The following is a 13,832-nucleotide window of genomic DNA, read 5'->3' on the forward strand; positions in this document are numbered from 1 at the left end:
GGCTGTGGCAGAAGCAGGACCGGCACACCCAACAACTCCGGTGACGGCCGGCCAGCTGATCCAGCTTGTGGAGCATGGACTCCAGCTCGTGGGCACCGGAGACCGGGAGGACCTCCGGAAACGCCTTGACCTGGCACTGGGGAGGCTGAGGGATCCCAGCATCCGGGTCATCGTGGTGGGTGAGTTCAAGCAAGGTAAAAGCAAGTTCATCAACGCCCTGGTGGGTGCCCCGGCCTGCCCCGTCGACGACGACGTCGCCACGTCCGTTCCCACGGTGGTCCGCTACGGGGACCCGGCCTCGGCAGCGATCCTGGTCCCCACCTCCGATGCGGACTCCGGCGATGACGGTGCCGTTGACCGCCAACCGATTCCCGTCGCCGACCTCCCGGCGTATGTTTCCGAACAAGGCAATCCCGGCAACAGCAAAAAACTCCTGGCTGCCGAGGTATGCCTGCCCCGCAGGATCCTGGCCGGCGGGCTCATCGTCATCGATTCGCCCGGGGTGGGGGGCCTCGGGTCCGCGCACACCCTGGCCACCCTCACGGCCCTGCCCACGGCCGATGCAATGCTCCTGGTCTCGGATGCCTCCCAGGAATACACCGAACCGGAGCTGCGCTTCCTGCGGCAAGCGATGCGGATTACCCCGAACGTTGTGGGCGTGCTGACCAAGACCGACCTCTACCCGGACTGGCGGCGGGTGGAGGAGATCGACCGCTCCCATCTCGGAAACGTAGCGCCCGGGATTCCGCTGTTTCCCGTCTCTTCGGACCTCCGCCTGGAGGCAGCACGCCTGCAGGACAGCGAGCTGAATGAGGAATCCGGCTTCCCCGCACTGGTTGCCCACCTCCGCAGCGGAATCGTGGAAGGCGCACAGCGCCTCCAGGGCCGCTCCGTGAGCCAGGATCTGCTCGCCGTCACCGAGAACCTGCGCCTCTCCCTGCAATCGGAGCTTGAAGCACTCGAGAACCCTGGCGGCACACCCCAGATGATCTCGGAGCTGGAGGCGGCCCGGGCCGAGGCTGACGACCTTCGGAAACGGTCTGCCCGCTGGCAGCTCACCCTCAGCGACGGCATCAGCGACCTCATCGCCGACATGGAGTACGACCTCCGCAACCGTCTCCGCCACATCCAGCGGGAAGCTGAAGCCGCCATTGACCAGGAGGACCCGGGACCGGCCTGGGCTGAGTTTTCCAAGTGGCTGGAAGTATCCACCGCGGCCGCCGTCTCTGACACCTTCGTCCTCACCAGTGAACGGGCGCAGTGGCTGGCCGGGCAGGTGGCTGACCATTTCGCCGAGGACGAAGTCCCGTTGCCGGTGATGCAGGTGTCCCATTCCGCTGACGTGCTGGATCCCGTGGACGCGATGCCGGGGATGGACGCCGGGCACGTCAACCCCGTGCAAAAAGTGCTGATCGGCATGCGGGGCTCCTACGGAGGGGTGCTGATGTTCGGGCTCCTGACCGGCATCTTTGGTATGGCGCTGATCAACCCGCTCTCGCTGGGCGCCGGTATCCTGCTGGGACGCAAGGCATACAGGGAAGACAAGGAAGCGCGGCTCAAGCGCCGGCAGGGGGAGGCCAAGGCCCTCGTCAGGCGGCAGCTCGACGACGTGACCTTCCAGGTGGGCAAGCAGCTGAAGGACCGCCTGCGGCTGGTGCAGCGTTCCATCCGGGACCATTTCACCGAGATAGCGGATGAGCACCACCGCTCCCTGGCCGACTCGGTGTCCGCCGCACAGAAAGCCGCCAATACCTATGCCCTGGAAAAGGACGCCCGCATCAGGGACATCAAGGCCGAGCTCAAGAAGGTGGATGCACTCCACCGGGCCGCGCAGGCCGTTGCCGCCGAGGTATCCGTGTCCGGAACCATGATGCCGGCGGGCGGCCCCCGATGACTGGTTCAACAGTTGCCGGTGCCGCAGGCCTGGTCCAGGAGGCGCTGGAAACCTACGCGGATGATCCGGCCAGCGTGGCCGCCCTCCAGGGTATTGCCCGGAGGCTCGCGGAACCGCTGCGTGTGGCCATTGCGGGCATGGTCAAAGCCGGCAAGTCCACCCTGCTGAACGCGGTTCTCGGCGAGGAGATAGCGCCCACGGACACGGGGGAGTGCACCCGGATCATCACCTGGTACCGGCACGGGCACACTCCCCGCATCACCCTCCATCCCGCCGGCGGCGAGCCCAGGGTGCTGCCGCTCAAACGCGTGGACGGCCGCCTCGTCTTCGTGCTGGGGGATGTGGACGCGGCGGACGTGGACCGGCTGGAGGTGGAGTGGCCGTCGCCGGCACTGCGGAACATGACCCTGATCGATACCCCCGGCATCGCTTCGCTGTCCCGCGAGGTGTCCGCCCGCTCCACCGCTTTCCTGGCCCCGGCGGACACTGAGTCGGAGGCCGACGCCATCATCTACCTGATGCGCCACATGCACGCAGCGGACGTTCGGTTCCTTGAGTCCTTCCGGGACACGGAAGCGGGCCGCTCGGGAACGGTCAACGCAATCGCGGTACTCTCCAGGGCCGATGAGGTTGGTGGCGGCCGCATCGATTCGTTGCTCTCAGCGGGAGAGATCGCGGACAGGTACCGCCGTGACCATAACCTGCGGAAGCTTGCCCTGGGCGTGGTGCCGGTGGCAGGACTCCTTGCCCAGAGTGCGCGGACCATGCGCCAGCAGGAGTTCGCCGCCCTCCAACTGCTGGCGGGCCTGGACCGCAGTGACCGCGAGAGGGCACTGCTCTCGGCGGACAGGTTCATCCGGTCCACCATCCCGGAAGGGCTGGCGGCGGAAGCCAGGGCCTCGCTGCTGGCAAGGTTTGGCCTGTTCGGGATCCGGCTGGCCGTGGTCCTGATCTCCAGCGGATTCAATGAACCCACCCCGCTGGCCCACGAGCTGGCCCGGCGCAGCGGCCTGGATCCGTTGCTGGACCTGCTGGGCCGCCAGTTCCAGGCACGGGCCGAGGCGCTGAAGGCGCGCACGGCTTTGGTGGCGGTGGAGTCCCTGCTGCGCAACTCGCCCCGCCCGGGCACCGGGCACCTGGCTGCGGCCCTGGAGCGGCTGCAGGCCAATGCGCATGAGTTCCGCGAACTGCGGCTGCTGGCCGTCCTGCGGACCACGGGCGTGCCGCTCAGCCCCGAGTTGGCGGCGGAAGCCGAGGGCCTGATCGGCGGCCGGGGTGCTGCGCTGCACGTGAGGCTGGGTATGGAGCCGGACACGACGCCCAGCGACATGGCTGAAGAAGCCCGCCGTTACCTGCTGCGCTGGCGCGCAGTAGCGGAGAGCCCGCTGACGGACGGGCTGGCCCTTGATGCCTGCCGGGTTGTGGTCCGCAGCTGCGAGGGTGTGCTCGCGGAGTCGTCTGCCCGCCAGCGCCAGCGCCAACCGGCCTGAAGGACGGCCGGGGGAGTGTTCCCCGGCGGAGACCTATTTCAGCCCGTCGTTATCGTGCTCGTCGGTCTCGTGCTTGTCTTTCCCGCCGTCGACGTCCTTTGCCTTGGCATCCAGCTCATCCTTGAGCTTCTTGAGGCGGGCGGCTTCCGCCTCCTGCCGGCGGCGGACCTCCAGGTTGCGGAGGAAGTCCGGGTCATCGTCCGGGGCAGTGGGGTGGCGGTAGTCCTGCCGCGGCGGGGGAGTGCCGCGCGGCCGGCCGATCAGGAGCCAGAGGATCGCGCCCAGCACCGGCAGGACGATCATGACCACGATCCAGGCGGGTTTGGAAATTCCGCGGGTAAGGCGCCCGTCGGTCCGGATCACGTCGACGAGGCCATACACGAAGATGGCGAGAATTGCGACGGCCAAAGCCACACGGAAGAGCATGCCATTAAGTCTATCGTCAGGAGGGGCAGGGGCCGCAGGCGGGAGGCGGCTAAACTTGAATAGTGGCCTTTTTGAAATATTCCCTGATCCGCCTGGCTCTCTTCGCGCCCCTGTTCGTGCTCTTCACCTTCCTGGGGCTGGGCGCCCTCATGTCCGTCATCTGCGCGGCCTTGATCGCTTTCGCCGTGAGCTACCTGTTTTTCCAGAAGCAGCGGGACGAAGCCGCGGCGGCACTCCAGCACCGTTTTTCCGGGAAGGCCAAGCCGCTGCGCTCCGCCGGCGAGGTCCAGGACGCGCACGCCGAGGACGCACTGCTGGACGCCAACCCCGGCGTCACCATCAACAATGACGCAAAGGGCCGCACGCGCCCTTAGGCCCCGCCGCGCTCCGCAGGCTGTGGTCCGCTAGAAACCGCGGCTGAGCACCAGTCCCAGTGAGAACAGCAGGCTGTAGCCGAGGTTGATCAGTCCGGTCTGCTTGAGGACCGGGATGAGGCTCTTGCGCTTGCGCCCGTTGATCATCAGCCACGCGGGCATGAGGCAGGCCGGAATCAGCAGCAGCACTATGAGCATCCACGGCCGGCCGGGAGCCAGGATCACCACCAGCAGGATGGCCACGGCCAGCATCAGCACGTAGCTTTCGCGCGCATGCTTGTCGCCCAGCCGGACCGCCAGGGTCTTCTTGCCGGCCTGCATGTCCGTGGGGATGTCCCGGACGTTGTTGGCCATGAGCAGGGCGGTGGCGATCAGCCCGGTGCCGATTGCACCGATGATGGCGGGCAGGTTGATCTGCCCGGCCTGCGTGTACGTGGTGCCCAGGGTTGCCACCAGCCCGAAGAACACAAACACGAACACATCACCCAGGCCCATATAGCCGTACGGGTTCTTCCCCCCGGTATAGCCCCAGGCGGCCATGACGCAGCCCAGCCCCACCAGGATCAGCCACCAGCTCTGGGTGATCACTACCAGGACCAGGCCGAACACCATGGCGGCCGCAAACGCAGCAAACGCCGCCCGTTTCACGTGCTCAGGGCTGGCCGCCCCGGATCCCACCAGGCGCAGCGGGCCCACGCGGTCATCATCGGTCCCCCGGATGCCGTCCGAGTAGTCGTTGGCAAAGTTCACCCCCACCTGGAGCAGGAGGGCCACCAGCGCCGCGAGGATGGCGTTGAACAGGAGGAACGAACCCATCTCGTAGGCTGCGGCGGAGCCGATCAGCACCGGCGCAATCGCTGCGGGCAGCGTCCGGAGCCGGGCGCCTTGGATCCATTGTGCGGCTGTAGCCACGTTAAGTACCTCGCGTGTGTTGGGGGCGGCAGGAGGGGGGCCCTGCCGGGTGGTGCAGGTCTACTTTACTTTCCCTGGTGCCGGGCTTTGAGTTCGGCGGTCATGGCCAGGCGGTCCGGTTTGCCGTTGGGAAGCATCAGCAGCGCGGAGGCCGCCAGGACGGTTTTGGGCGCAAGGACCCCCAGCGTCCGGTGCCACTGCTGTTCAAGGACGACGGCGGTGTCCCCGCCTGACGCGCCCGGAGCCGAAGCTGGCGCGGGGTCCGCCAGCGCAACGTAGGCCGCCACGGCCTGGCCCCACTCGGCGGAAGGCACCCCTGCCACAAAAGCCGCCGCGACGCCGTCGGACTTCTCCAGCTCTTCCTGCACGTGCGCGGCGGAAACCTTCACGCCGCCGGTGATGATCACGTCGTCGGCCCTGCCCAGCACGGTCAGCCGGCCGTCGTCGTCAATGCTGCCGAGATCGCCGGTGCGGTACCAGCGCACGCCGTCCTCCTCGAAAAACGTGTCCGTGCTTTCCGGCGACTCGAGGTAGCCCGCAGCGATGGTGTCCCCGCCCAGCAGGATGCGGCCGTCCTCCTCGACCCGGACCGAGACGCCCTCCAGCGGGAAACCGTCGTAGACGCACCCCCCGCAGGATTCGGCGGAACCATAGGTGGTGATCACCCGCACTCCGGCCTCGCGGGCGGCGGCCAGCAGGGATGCCGGTGCGGGGGCGCCGCCCAGCAGGACGGCGTTGAAGCGGCGGAGCACGGCCAGGGTCTCCGGCGACGGTGCGTCGAGGAGCCGCTGCAGCTGGGTGGGGACCAGCGAGGTGAACCGGATTTTGTCCGTGAGTTCCTGTGCCGCGGCGGTGAAGGCCTCGGGGGTAAAGCCGTGGGACATGTCCATGACCCACGGGCGGGTGCCCGCGAACAGGGAGCGCACCAGCACCTGGATGCCCGCAACGTACTGCACGGGCAGCGCCAGGAGCCACTGGCCTTCGCCCTTGAGCGCCAGGGCCGTAGCCATCGAGGACGCCGCCAGAGACTCGACGGTCAGCACCGTGGCCTTGGGTGCGCCGGTGGAGCCGGACGTGCGGACCACGGCCACCGCGTCATCGCAGCCCGGAGTCTCCACGTGCCCCACCACCAGGGCGCCGTCCTCGCCGACGGAAAGTTCGACGGCGGGTCCCTCGCCATGGAGGGCGGCCGCCAGGGCTGTCAGTGCCGGCTCGATGTTGATGGGGCCGGCGGCTTTCGCTGGAGTATTCATGTTCCGCTCCTGCCTAGAAGTAGTGCGGGAAGGTGGACCAGTCGGGTTCGCGTTTTTGCAGGAAGGCTTCCTTGCCCTCCACCGCCTCATCCGTCATGTACGCCAGCCGGGTGGCCTCCCCGGCGAACACCTGCTGCCCGGCCAGGCCGTCGTCGGCAAGGTTGAAGGCGAACTTCAGCATGCGGATGGCCTGAGGCGACTGCCGTGCGATGTCCGCGGCGTACTCCAGGGCCACCTCTTCGAGGCGTTCGTGGTCCACGGCCTCGTTGACGGCACCCATCCGAACCATGTCCTCAGCGGAATATTCGCGGGCAAGGAAGAAGATTTCGCGCGCCGCCTTCTGCCCGATCTGGCGGGCAAGCAGGGCCGAGCCGTAGCCGGCATCGAAACTGCCCACCGTGGCATCCGTCTGCTTGAACTTGCCGTGCTGGCGGGAGGCGATGGTGAGGTCCGCCACCACGTGCAGGGAGTGCCCGCCGCCGGCCGCCCAGCCGTTGACGACGGCGATGACCACCTTGGGCATGGTCCGCATGAGCCGCTGGACTTCCAGGATGTGGAGCCTGCCGGCGCGGGCGGGGTCGATGGTTTCCTGGGTTTCGCCGTCTGTTTCTTGTATTACATACCGGTAGCCGTCCCGGCCCCGGATCCGCTGGTCTCCACCCGAGCAGAACGAGTGCCCGCCGTCCTTGGGGGAGGGGCCGTTCCCGGTAAGCAGGACGGTGGCAACGTCCGGGGACATCCGGGCGTGGTCCATGGCCCGGTAGAGCTCGTCCACGGTGCCCGGCCGGAAGGCGTTGCGCACCTCGGGCCGGTTGAACGCGATCCGGACGGTCGGCAGGTCACGCACCCAGCCGCCGTCGGAATCCCGCTCCACCTGCCGGTGGTAGGTCATGTCCTGGAAGTCCTCGAAGCCGGCCACGGTGCGCCAGCGGGAGGGGTCGAAGACGTCGGACACCTGTGCGGGAATCTGTTTGCTCACCGTGCAAGTCTAGTAATCGGCCTCAGCTGATGCAGAACTCGTTGCCCTCGGGGTCCGCCATGGTGTGCCAGGAGTGCGGCCCCTGGCTGGCCGTCCACAGGAACGTGGCGCCCCGGGCCTCAAATTCCCGGCGGACCTCGTCCTTGTCCCGGCCGGCCAGGTTGATGTCCCAATGCACGCGGTTCTTCACCGTTTTGGCCTCGGGCGCCGTCTGGAAGAGGAGGCGCCGTTCCGGCGCCTTGGACTTCAATTCCTCCGTTGGGCGGATCGCGCAGCCTTCGCGCCACACCAGGTTGCCCCGGTGGGTCATGGTCATGTCCTCCGTGGCGAAGCCCTGCTCGATCATGGAGCGGATGAAAGCGGCGTCCTGTGGCTCCACGGACCACCCGAGGGATTCAGCCCACCAGTCGGCAAGCTCGTGCGGACGGGTGCAGTCGATGACTATCTGGATGTTCAGTCCCATCCCACCAAGGTACGGTGGCACGTGCTGCCGGGGAAGGCCTGGCAAGGATTGTATAACGATAGAAAGTTCTCTTGACACATTGTCATGACATAAGTCACAGTTGGGCGGAAAGGCTTTTCCCTCCCGGATTGTTTTCCGGCGGGCAGCGCCACCACTTTCACCCAGGGCCGCCAACGGAGGGCCTGGAGCCCAGCGAGAGACAGGACAGACCATTGTCAGAGAAGACAAGAATCTCCAGCATCAGCCGCCGCCAGTTCGGACTGACGGCGTTCGGACTCTCGGCCCTGGCCACGGGGCTTACCGCCTGCGGCAGCAGCGGCGGAGGCGGATCGGAGGGCGGCGCAAAAACCCTGCAGCTGGTCCTCTCCGGGGACACCAACCAGGGCGGCGCCTTCGCGGCCGCGGCCAAGAAATACCAGGAAGCCACCGGCATCACCATCGAGGTGGTGGACGTTCCCACCGCGGATATCACCACCAAGCTCAAGAACGCGGCCACGGCCAATGACCTCCCGGCCCTGGCCCGCGTCACCGGCCTGGATCCGCTGTGGGTCAACCAGCTCCAGGACCTCTCGGACATCGCCCAGTCCCGCGGAATCGACCAGAACTTCCTGCAGGAATCCCCGGACGGCATCATCCCCGCCATCCCCTCCGACCTCACCGCCGTGGGCCTGTTCGTCAACAAGAGCCTGTTCGACAAAGCCGGCGTCAGCTACCCCACCGACATTGCACAGGCGTGGACCTGGGACGAGTTCGTGGCTGCGGTCAACGAGGTCCGCGAGAAGGCCGGCGCCAAGTACGGCTTCGTGATGGACCGCTCCGGCCACCGCCTGCGCGCCATGATGTACGAGTTCGGCAGCACCGCCTTCGCCAAGGAAGGGGACAAGTACTCCGCAGATGACGAGGCCGTGGAAACCCTGGAGTACTTCCAGAAGATCAACGATGACCAGACCATGCCCAAGTCGGTCTGGCTCAGCGGCGAGGACGGCAATGCGATGTTCAAGAGCGGCCAGGTTGCCGCGTACTACTCCGGCAGCTGGCAGGTGGCGGACTTTAACAAGAACATCAAGGACTTCGAGTGGCTCTCCGTGCCGCTGCCCAAGAAGGAGGTCAGCGCCACCAACCTCGGCGGCGGCTTCATGATCGCCTTCAAGGACACCGGCGCCGACGAGGAAGCCAAGAAGTTCATCGACTGGTTCTACGAGGACGCCAACTACACCGAGTTCGCCAAGCTGGGCGGCTACCTGCCGGTGAAGGACCTGCAGGTGGAGTACCCGTTCCAGCAGGCCTCCTTTGAGCTGTACCAGAAGCAGATCGCCGGCAACGAGGCCAAGGGGGACAACGCCATCAAACGCGTGGTGGCCGAGGCCTACGCGGAAACCCCGTTCTCCGGCGACCCCCTGCGCGAAGAGACCGTCAAGATGCTCTCCGGCAGCCAGGATGCCAGGACCACGGTGGACAACATCGTGAAGCTCTACAACGGAGCCTGATCCGTGGCCAACCCAACCATGAGCACCACGGTGGCGCCGCGGGTACCGGAACCGGGTGCAGTCCGGAGCAAGTCCCAGCAGAAGCGCCGGAACCGCTACGTCATCGCACCGCTGGTCCTCATCGGCGTCAACGTGGTGCTCTTCCTGGTCTTCTTTGTCTGGCCCGGAGCGCTGGGGCTGCTGTATTCCTTCACGGACTACCGCGGCGTGGGCAAGCTGAACTTCATCGGCCTGGCCAACTTCCAGAAGCTCTTCGCGGACGGCACCTTTTACGCCGCCCTGGGCAGGACCTTTGTGTACACGGTCCTGTCCGTGCCACTGATCTACGTCTGCTCCCTTGGGGTAGCCGCGCTGCTGGTCAGCAAGGCTGTCCGGGGACGCACCGCGGCCAAGATCGTGATTTTCCTGCCCTGGCTGATTTCACCCATCGTGGTGGGCGTCATCTGGAAGTGGCTGTTCGGCCAGGACTTTGGGTTCGTGAACTTCCTGATCACCAGCGCCGGCGGCAGCGCGGTCCCATGGTCCAGCAACGGCAACCTGGCCCTCACGGTGGTCATTTTCGCCTCCGCATGGGGCGGGACGGCCTTCAACATGCTGCTCTTCATCGCGGCCCTGAAGAACATCCCGGAAGCCCTGCTGGAGGCAGCGGAACTGGATGGCGCCAACGCGTGGCAGCGCTTCCTGAACGTCACCCTCCCGGGCATCGCGCCGACGTCGTTCATGGTCATCCTGCTCTCCACCATCCATGCCATGAAGGAATTCGCCATGATCCAGGCGCTGACCAACGGCGGCCCCGGAACGGAGAACACCCTGATCGTGCAGTACATCTACAAGACCGGCTTCGAGCAGTCCAAGGTGGGGTACGCGAGTGCCGCCTCCATGGTGCTGATGGTGGTCCTGCTGGCGATCGCCCTCATCCAGCTGCGCTTCAACCGGAAGAAGGCCTGACCATGGCAACAGCAGCCAACCTCCCTCCCGCCGTCGCGGAGGAATCCGCCCTCGGAGCCGAGAAAGTGGAAGCCGCCAGGGGCGGGCGGGGACAACGGGGCCCCCGAAGCAACCGGGAAGGCCGGGCCAGGCTCTCCGTCCCCCTCACCGTGCTCATGTGGGTCATCGCGGCAATCTACGCACTGCCGCTGCTCTGGTTCCTCCTCAGCTCCTTCAAGCCGGGCAGCGAACTGTTCAGCTACCCGCTGTCCATGATTCCGCGGGAATGGACCTTCCAGGGCTTCGTGGATGCCTGGGAACGGGTGGACTTCGCGCAGTACTTCCTGAATACGGCAACGGTTGCCATCGTCACCACGGTGCTCACGGTGTTCTTCAGCGCCTGCACGGGCTACGCGCTGGCCAAGTACAACAACAAGGGCACCCGGCTGTTCTTCGTGTGCATCCTGGCCACCACCATGCTGCCCACCGAGGTGATCCTGAACCCCACGTTCACGGTGATCCGCGATCTGGGCCTCTACAACTCGCTGGCCGGCATCATCGTGCCGTCCGTACTGACGGCCACGGGCGTGTTCATGTTCCGGCAGTTCTTCCTCACTGTCCCGGATGACCTGCTGCACTCGGCCCGGATCGACGGCGCCAGCGAACTGGCCATCTTCTTCCGGATCATGCTGCCGCTCTCACGGCCCATCCTGTTCACGCTCGCCATTTTTTCGTTCCAGTGGCGGTGGAACGACTACATCTGGCCGCTGATCGTCCTCAACGATCCCAAGTGGTACACGCTCCAGGTGGCCCTGCGCAGCATCGTGGGTGCGGAAAACATCGACTGGCCGGTGCTGCTGGGCGCCTCGGTGATCTCCATCCTGCCGCTGGTCCTGGTGTTCTTTGTGTTCCAGAAATACGTGCTCAACGCCGACGTCAGCGCGGGCCTGAAGGACTAGCGCCCGTCCCCGACGCACCACCCCGCCAGCCTGCCCCCGGGCAGGCCCATGAAAGGTAACAACATTGCAGACAGCTTCGGCCGACGCCGCATTCCTGAACCGCGTGGCGGAGGCGGCGGACCAGTCCGTGCAGGCGATGCTGGAAACGCACGACGCCGGCGTGGCGGCCTTGGCGCACCGGCCCGCCATGGGCAGGCTGCTGGCGATGGTGGCGGTCTTCACCGAGCCCTGCTCCGGTTTTTACGGGGCGGACGGGCTGCGGGAGCCGATGTCCAGGTGCCTGGACCGGCTGGAACAGCTTCAGGGCCCCACCGGCCTGTTTGACGGCACCAACCTGTGCTCACCGCCTGACTCCGCTTTCACGCTCAATGACGTGTGCCTTGCGTTGGACCTGATCCGGGAACTGGACAGCCCGCCGGACCCGGTGCTTGCCGGGGTGGATGCCCGGCTCAGCCGCATTGTTTCCCGGGCCACGGACGCCATGGTTGCGGGCGGGGTCCACACGCCCAACCACCGGTGGGAGCTGTGCGCGGCGCTGGCGCAGATGGACCGGCTGCAGCCGCGGCCGGGCATTGCGGACAGGATCGCGGAGTGGCTGGCCGAGGGGATCGACCAGCTGCCGGACGGGATGTACTCCGAGCGCAGTCCGCTGTATGCGACCGCCGTCACCAACCCGTCCCTGCTGACCATCGCGGACAGCTCCGGGCGGCCGGAACTGCTGGACCACGTCCGCCGGAACCTCACGGCGTTCCTGCCGTGGTTCAGCCCGGACGGCAGCGTGGAGTCGGTGTTCTCTCGCCGCCAGGACCAGTGGATGACCTTCGACGCCGCCCCCTTCCTGCACCTGTACCGGCGGCTGGCCAACCAGGACGGGCGGCAGGACTTCGCCGCCGCAGCCACCTGGCTGGAGGCGTTGCCCCTGCATGAGCCGGCCAAGCTGCTGGCGCTGTCCCGGCTGGACCCGTGGCTGCGGGAGGTGCTGCCCGGAAACCGCCCGGGTGAAGGGGTGCCGCCGTCGTCGGACAATTCATTCCACGCCGCCATGGCACCCGCGGGAGCTGCGCTGGAGAGCTGCGGCGCGTACCGGTTCCGGGACGCAGGATCGGTGGCCACCGTGTTCGGCGGCTGCGACGCCCTGGTCCCCGGTGTGGTGTCCGGGCTTGCCACGAATCCCACCTTCCTCCGCTTTGCGCACGGCGCGGCGGTGCTCACGGACGTCCGGTTGTCGCGCAGCTTCTTTGACCTGGGGCCCTTCCGCAGCCAGCACACGGTGGCGCGCGGGAATGCCGTGACCCTGTCCGAGGAGCTGGAAGCCAACTTCTACCTGCCCCTTCCTTCCCAGAAGCGGCGGGCGGACGGCATCTACACGCTGCAGCACGAGGGCCGGTTCAGCGCCGGCATGGACTTCAGCAGCCGCCCCACCGTGGTCCACAGGCTCGCCACGGACATAGCCGTGCAGGCTGGCGGCGGGCAGGCGGTGCTGGACGTCAGTTTCGACGGCGCGGACACGGCCTTCGCCCTCGAGCTGACGTTCCGGCCGGGTGGAACGCTCGATGGCGTTATCCCGCTGGGCGGAACAGGCGCCTTCCAGCTGGTGGAGGGGATGGGCCGCTACGAGGTGGGCGGGGACGCCATCGAGTTCGGGCCCGGCTTGCCTGCCGGCCCGGACACTCCGGCTGCCTACAATCCGGGTGAAAGCTACCGGTACCTGGCCGGAACCAACGCGACCGGAGGCGTGAAGGTGTACATCACCGGGCGCACCCGCGGCAGCCACCGGTTCACGCTGCGCGGCGTGCCCCGGAGCTCCTAGGGCTGGACCTGCTGGAGCTGTTCGAAAACCTCCGGGGGGATGGCGTAAATGAACACCACGGCCAGCAGGTTCTTTGCCGCATGCACAAAGTAGGCGAACATCAGGTTCTTCCCGGTCCACACGTAGACGAACACCAGCGTGGCGCCCATGGCCAGGTAGGGAAGCAGTGCGGTGAAGGTGACCGCTTCCTGGCCCACGATGTGAAGGGCCGCGAACAGCACCACGGAGAGGGCGCAGCAGATCCAGATGTTCACCCGCCGGCTCAGCTTGCCGATCAGCAGGTGGCGGAAGATGTATTCCTCCACGAACGGTCCCACCACCACCAGCAGCGGGACCATCAGCCAGGCCGGGATCTGCTGGGCCAGTTCCTGTAGTCCCGCCTGGTTCTGTGACGTCTGGGCCTCGCCGCTCAGGGCCACCACCACGGCGGTCAGGATCATCATGGCAATCACCGCGGCCGGGACCATCAGCAGCGTGAACCAGGGCCGGGTGGCCAGCACCCTGAGGTCGCGGCCCACCACCTTCCGGGCTGCCAGCACAGCGAGCATGCCCACGGAGGCATAAAAGAGCAGGTTGACCGCGTAGGAAGCTGCCGCCGGGCTGGGGGCTATTTGGCGCAGGAAGGGAGCCAGCAGTTCACCGGCCACGGCAAAGAAGCCGGCGATGGCCACGTAGGTGATGAGGGTGGCGAAATCCAACGGCTTGAAGCGGTACAGCTCCGGCTGCGGTGCGGGTGGTATTCGGTGGGCGGTAGCCATAGCTTCAGCCTAGCCTCCCAACCAGGTAGCAGCAGATGTCGGATTCAGCGGTCAAACGGACATCTGCTGCTACCTGGATGGGCCGGGGTGCGTTGCTGGC

Annotated in this window: 13 protein-coding genes; 7 read left to right on the forward strand and 6 right to left on the reverse strand. The window is 66.7% G+C overall.

Annotated elements, in window-relative coordinates; translation table 11 throughout:
- Window positions 1-4: 4 nt before the first annotated feature.
- Both IEX33_RS00610 and IEX33_RS00615 read left to right on the forward strand, forming a co-directional pair.
- Window positions 5-1,894 carry a dynamin family protein gene (locus IEX33_RS00610; protein ID WP_188726894.1) on the forward strand — a complete coding sequence of 630 codons (1,890 nt, stop codon included), beginning with the start codon at window positions 5-7 and terminating at the stop codon, window positions 1,892-1,894.
- A complete protein-coding gene (locus IEX33_RS00615) occupies window positions 1,891-3,384 on the forward strand; it encodes a dynamin family protein (RefSeq protein ID WP_188726895.1) in 1,494 nt (497 codons plus the stop codon). The genes IEX33_RS00610 and IEX33_RS00615 overlap by 4 nt, the downstream gene beginning before the upstream one ends.
- A 33-nt stretch (window positions 3,385-3,417) precedes the next feature.
- On the opposite strand, the gene IEX33_RS00620 is transcribed toward IEX33_RS00615, so the two are convergent.
- Window positions 3,418-3,810, reverse strand: a complete 393-nt coding sequence (locus IEX33_RS00620; protein WP_104184650.1) for a PLD nuclease N-terminal domain-containing protein — start codon at window positions 3,808-3,810, stop codon at window positions 3,418-3,420.
- 62 nt (window positions 3,811-3,872) lie between these two features.
- On the opposite strand from IEX33_RS00620, the gene IEX33_RS00625 reads away from it, so the two are divergent.
- Window positions 3,873-4,184 carry a DUF4229 domain-containing protein gene (locus tag IEX33_RS00625; protein ID WP_188726898.1) on the forward strand — a complete coding sequence of 104 codons (312 nt, stop codon included), beginning with the start codon at window positions 3,873-3,875 and terminating at the stop codon, window positions 4,182-4,184.
- A 30-nt stretch (window positions 4,185-4,214) separates the two neighbouring features.
- On the opposite strand, the gene IEX33_RS00630 is transcribed toward IEX33_RS00625, so the two are convergent.
- The 4 genes from IEX33_RS00630 to IEX33_RS00645 all read right to left on the reverse strand — a co-directional run bounded on the left by IEX33_RS00630 (window position 4,215) and on the right by IEX33_RS00645 (window position 7,791).
- Window positions 4,215-5,096 carry a 1,4-dihydroxy-2-naphthoate polyprenyltransferase gene (locus IEX33_RS00630; protein WP_188726900.1) on the reverse strand — a complete coding sequence of 294 codons (882 nt, stop codon included), beginning with the start codon at window positions 5,094-5,096 and terminating at the stop codon, window positions 4,215-4,217.
- 65 nt (window positions 5,097-5,161) lie between these two features.
- Window positions 5,162-6,349, reverse strand: a complete 1,188-nt coding sequence (locus tag IEX33_RS00635) for an AMP-binding protein (RefSeq protein WP_188726902.1) — start codon at window positions 6,347-6,349, stop codon at window positions 5,162-5,164.
- 13 nt (window positions 6,350-6,362) lie between these two features.
- Complete coding sequence (locus IEX33_RS00640; RefSeq protein WP_188726904.1) at window positions 6,363-7,328, reverse strand: 1,4-dihydroxy-2-naphthoyl-CoA synthase; 966 nt, start codon at window positions 7,326-7,328, stop codon at window positions 6,363-6,365.
- A gap of 22 nt (window positions 7,329-7,350) precedes the next feature.
- Entirely contained in the window at window positions 7,351-7,791 is a 441-nt protein-coding gene (locus IEX33_RS00645) for a VOC family protein (protein WP_188726906.1), read from the reverse strand.
- A 212-nt stretch (window positions 7,792-8,003) separates the two neighbouring features.
- On the opposite strand from IEX33_RS00645, the gene IEX33_RS00650 reads away from it, so the two are divergent.
- From IEX33_RS00650 to IEX33_RS00665, 4 genes are all read left to right on the forward strand, one after another.
- A complete protein-coding gene (locus tag IEX33_RS00650) occupies window positions 8,004-9,278 on the forward strand; it encodes an ABC transporter substrate-binding protein (RefSeq protein ID WP_188726909.1) in 1,275 nt (424 codons plus the stop codon).
- Window positions 9,279-9,281: 3 nt separating this feature from the next.
- Window positions 9,282-10,226, forward strand: coding sequence for a carbohydrate ABC transporter permease (locus tag IEX33_RS00655; RefSeq protein ID WP_188726911.1), 945 nt, complete (start codon window positions 9,282-9,284; stop codon window positions 10,224-10,226).
- A 2-nt stretch (window positions 10,227-10,228) separates the two neighbouring features.
- On the forward strand, window positions 10,229-11,164 hold the full coding sequence (locus IEX33_RS00660; RefSeq protein WP_188726913.1) for a carbohydrate ABC transporter permease: 936 nt from the start codon (window positions 10,229-10,231) through the stop codon (window positions 11,162-11,164).
- A 64-nt stretch (window positions 11,165-11,228) separates the two neighbouring features.
- A complete protein-coding gene (locus tag IEX33_RS00665; protein ID WP_188726915.1) occupies window positions 11,229-12,974 on the forward strand; it encodes a hypothetical protein in 1,746 nt (581 codons plus the stop codon).
- Here IEX33_RS00665 and IEX33_RS00670 read toward each other — a convergent pair.
- Window positions 12,971-13,732 carry a CPBP family intramembrane glutamic endopeptidase gene (locus IEX33_RS00670; protein WP_188726917.1) on the reverse strand — a complete coding sequence of 254 codons (762 nt, stop codon included), beginning with the start codon at window positions 13,730-13,732 and terminating at the stop codon, window positions 12,971-12,973. The two genes, IEX33_RS00665 and IEX33_RS00670, sit on opposite strands and share 4 nt — an antisense overlap.
- Window positions 13,733-13,832: the final 100 nt, after the last annotated feature.

Source organism: Pseudarthrobacter scleromae (assembly GCF_014644515.1).
Classification (GTDB): Bacteria; Actinomycetota; Actinomycetes; order Actinomycetales; family Micrococcaceae; genus Arthrobacter; species Arthrobacter scleromae.

Excerpts from the sequence above, each read along its gene's own strand:
- IEX33_RS00620 (WP_104184650.1), bottom strand. The coding sequence starts at position 3,810 with ATGCTCTTCCGTGTGGCTTTGGCCGTCGCAATTCTCGCCATCTTCGTG.
- IEX33_RS00660 (WP_188726913.1), top strand. The coding sequence starts at position 10,229 with ATGGCAACAGCAGCCAACCTCCCTCCCGCCGTCGCGGAGGAATCCGCC.
- IEX33_RS00670 (WP_188726917.1), bottom strand. The coding sequence starts at position 13,732 with ATGGCTACCGCCCACCGAATACCACCCGCACCGCAGCCGGAGCTGTAC.
- IEX33_RS00635 (WP_188726902.1), bottom strand. The coding sequence starts at position 6,349 with ATGAATACTCCAGCGAAAGCCGCCGGCCCCATCAACATCGAGCCGGCA.
- IEX33_RS00615 (WP_188726895.1), top strand. The coding sequence starts at position 1,891 with ATGACTGGTTCAACAGTTGCCGGTGCCGCAGGCCTGGTCCAGGAGGCG.
- IEX33_RS00645 (WP_188726906.1), bottom strand. The coding sequence starts at position 7,791 with ATGGGACTGAACATCCAGATAGTCATCGACTGCACCCGTCCGCACGAG.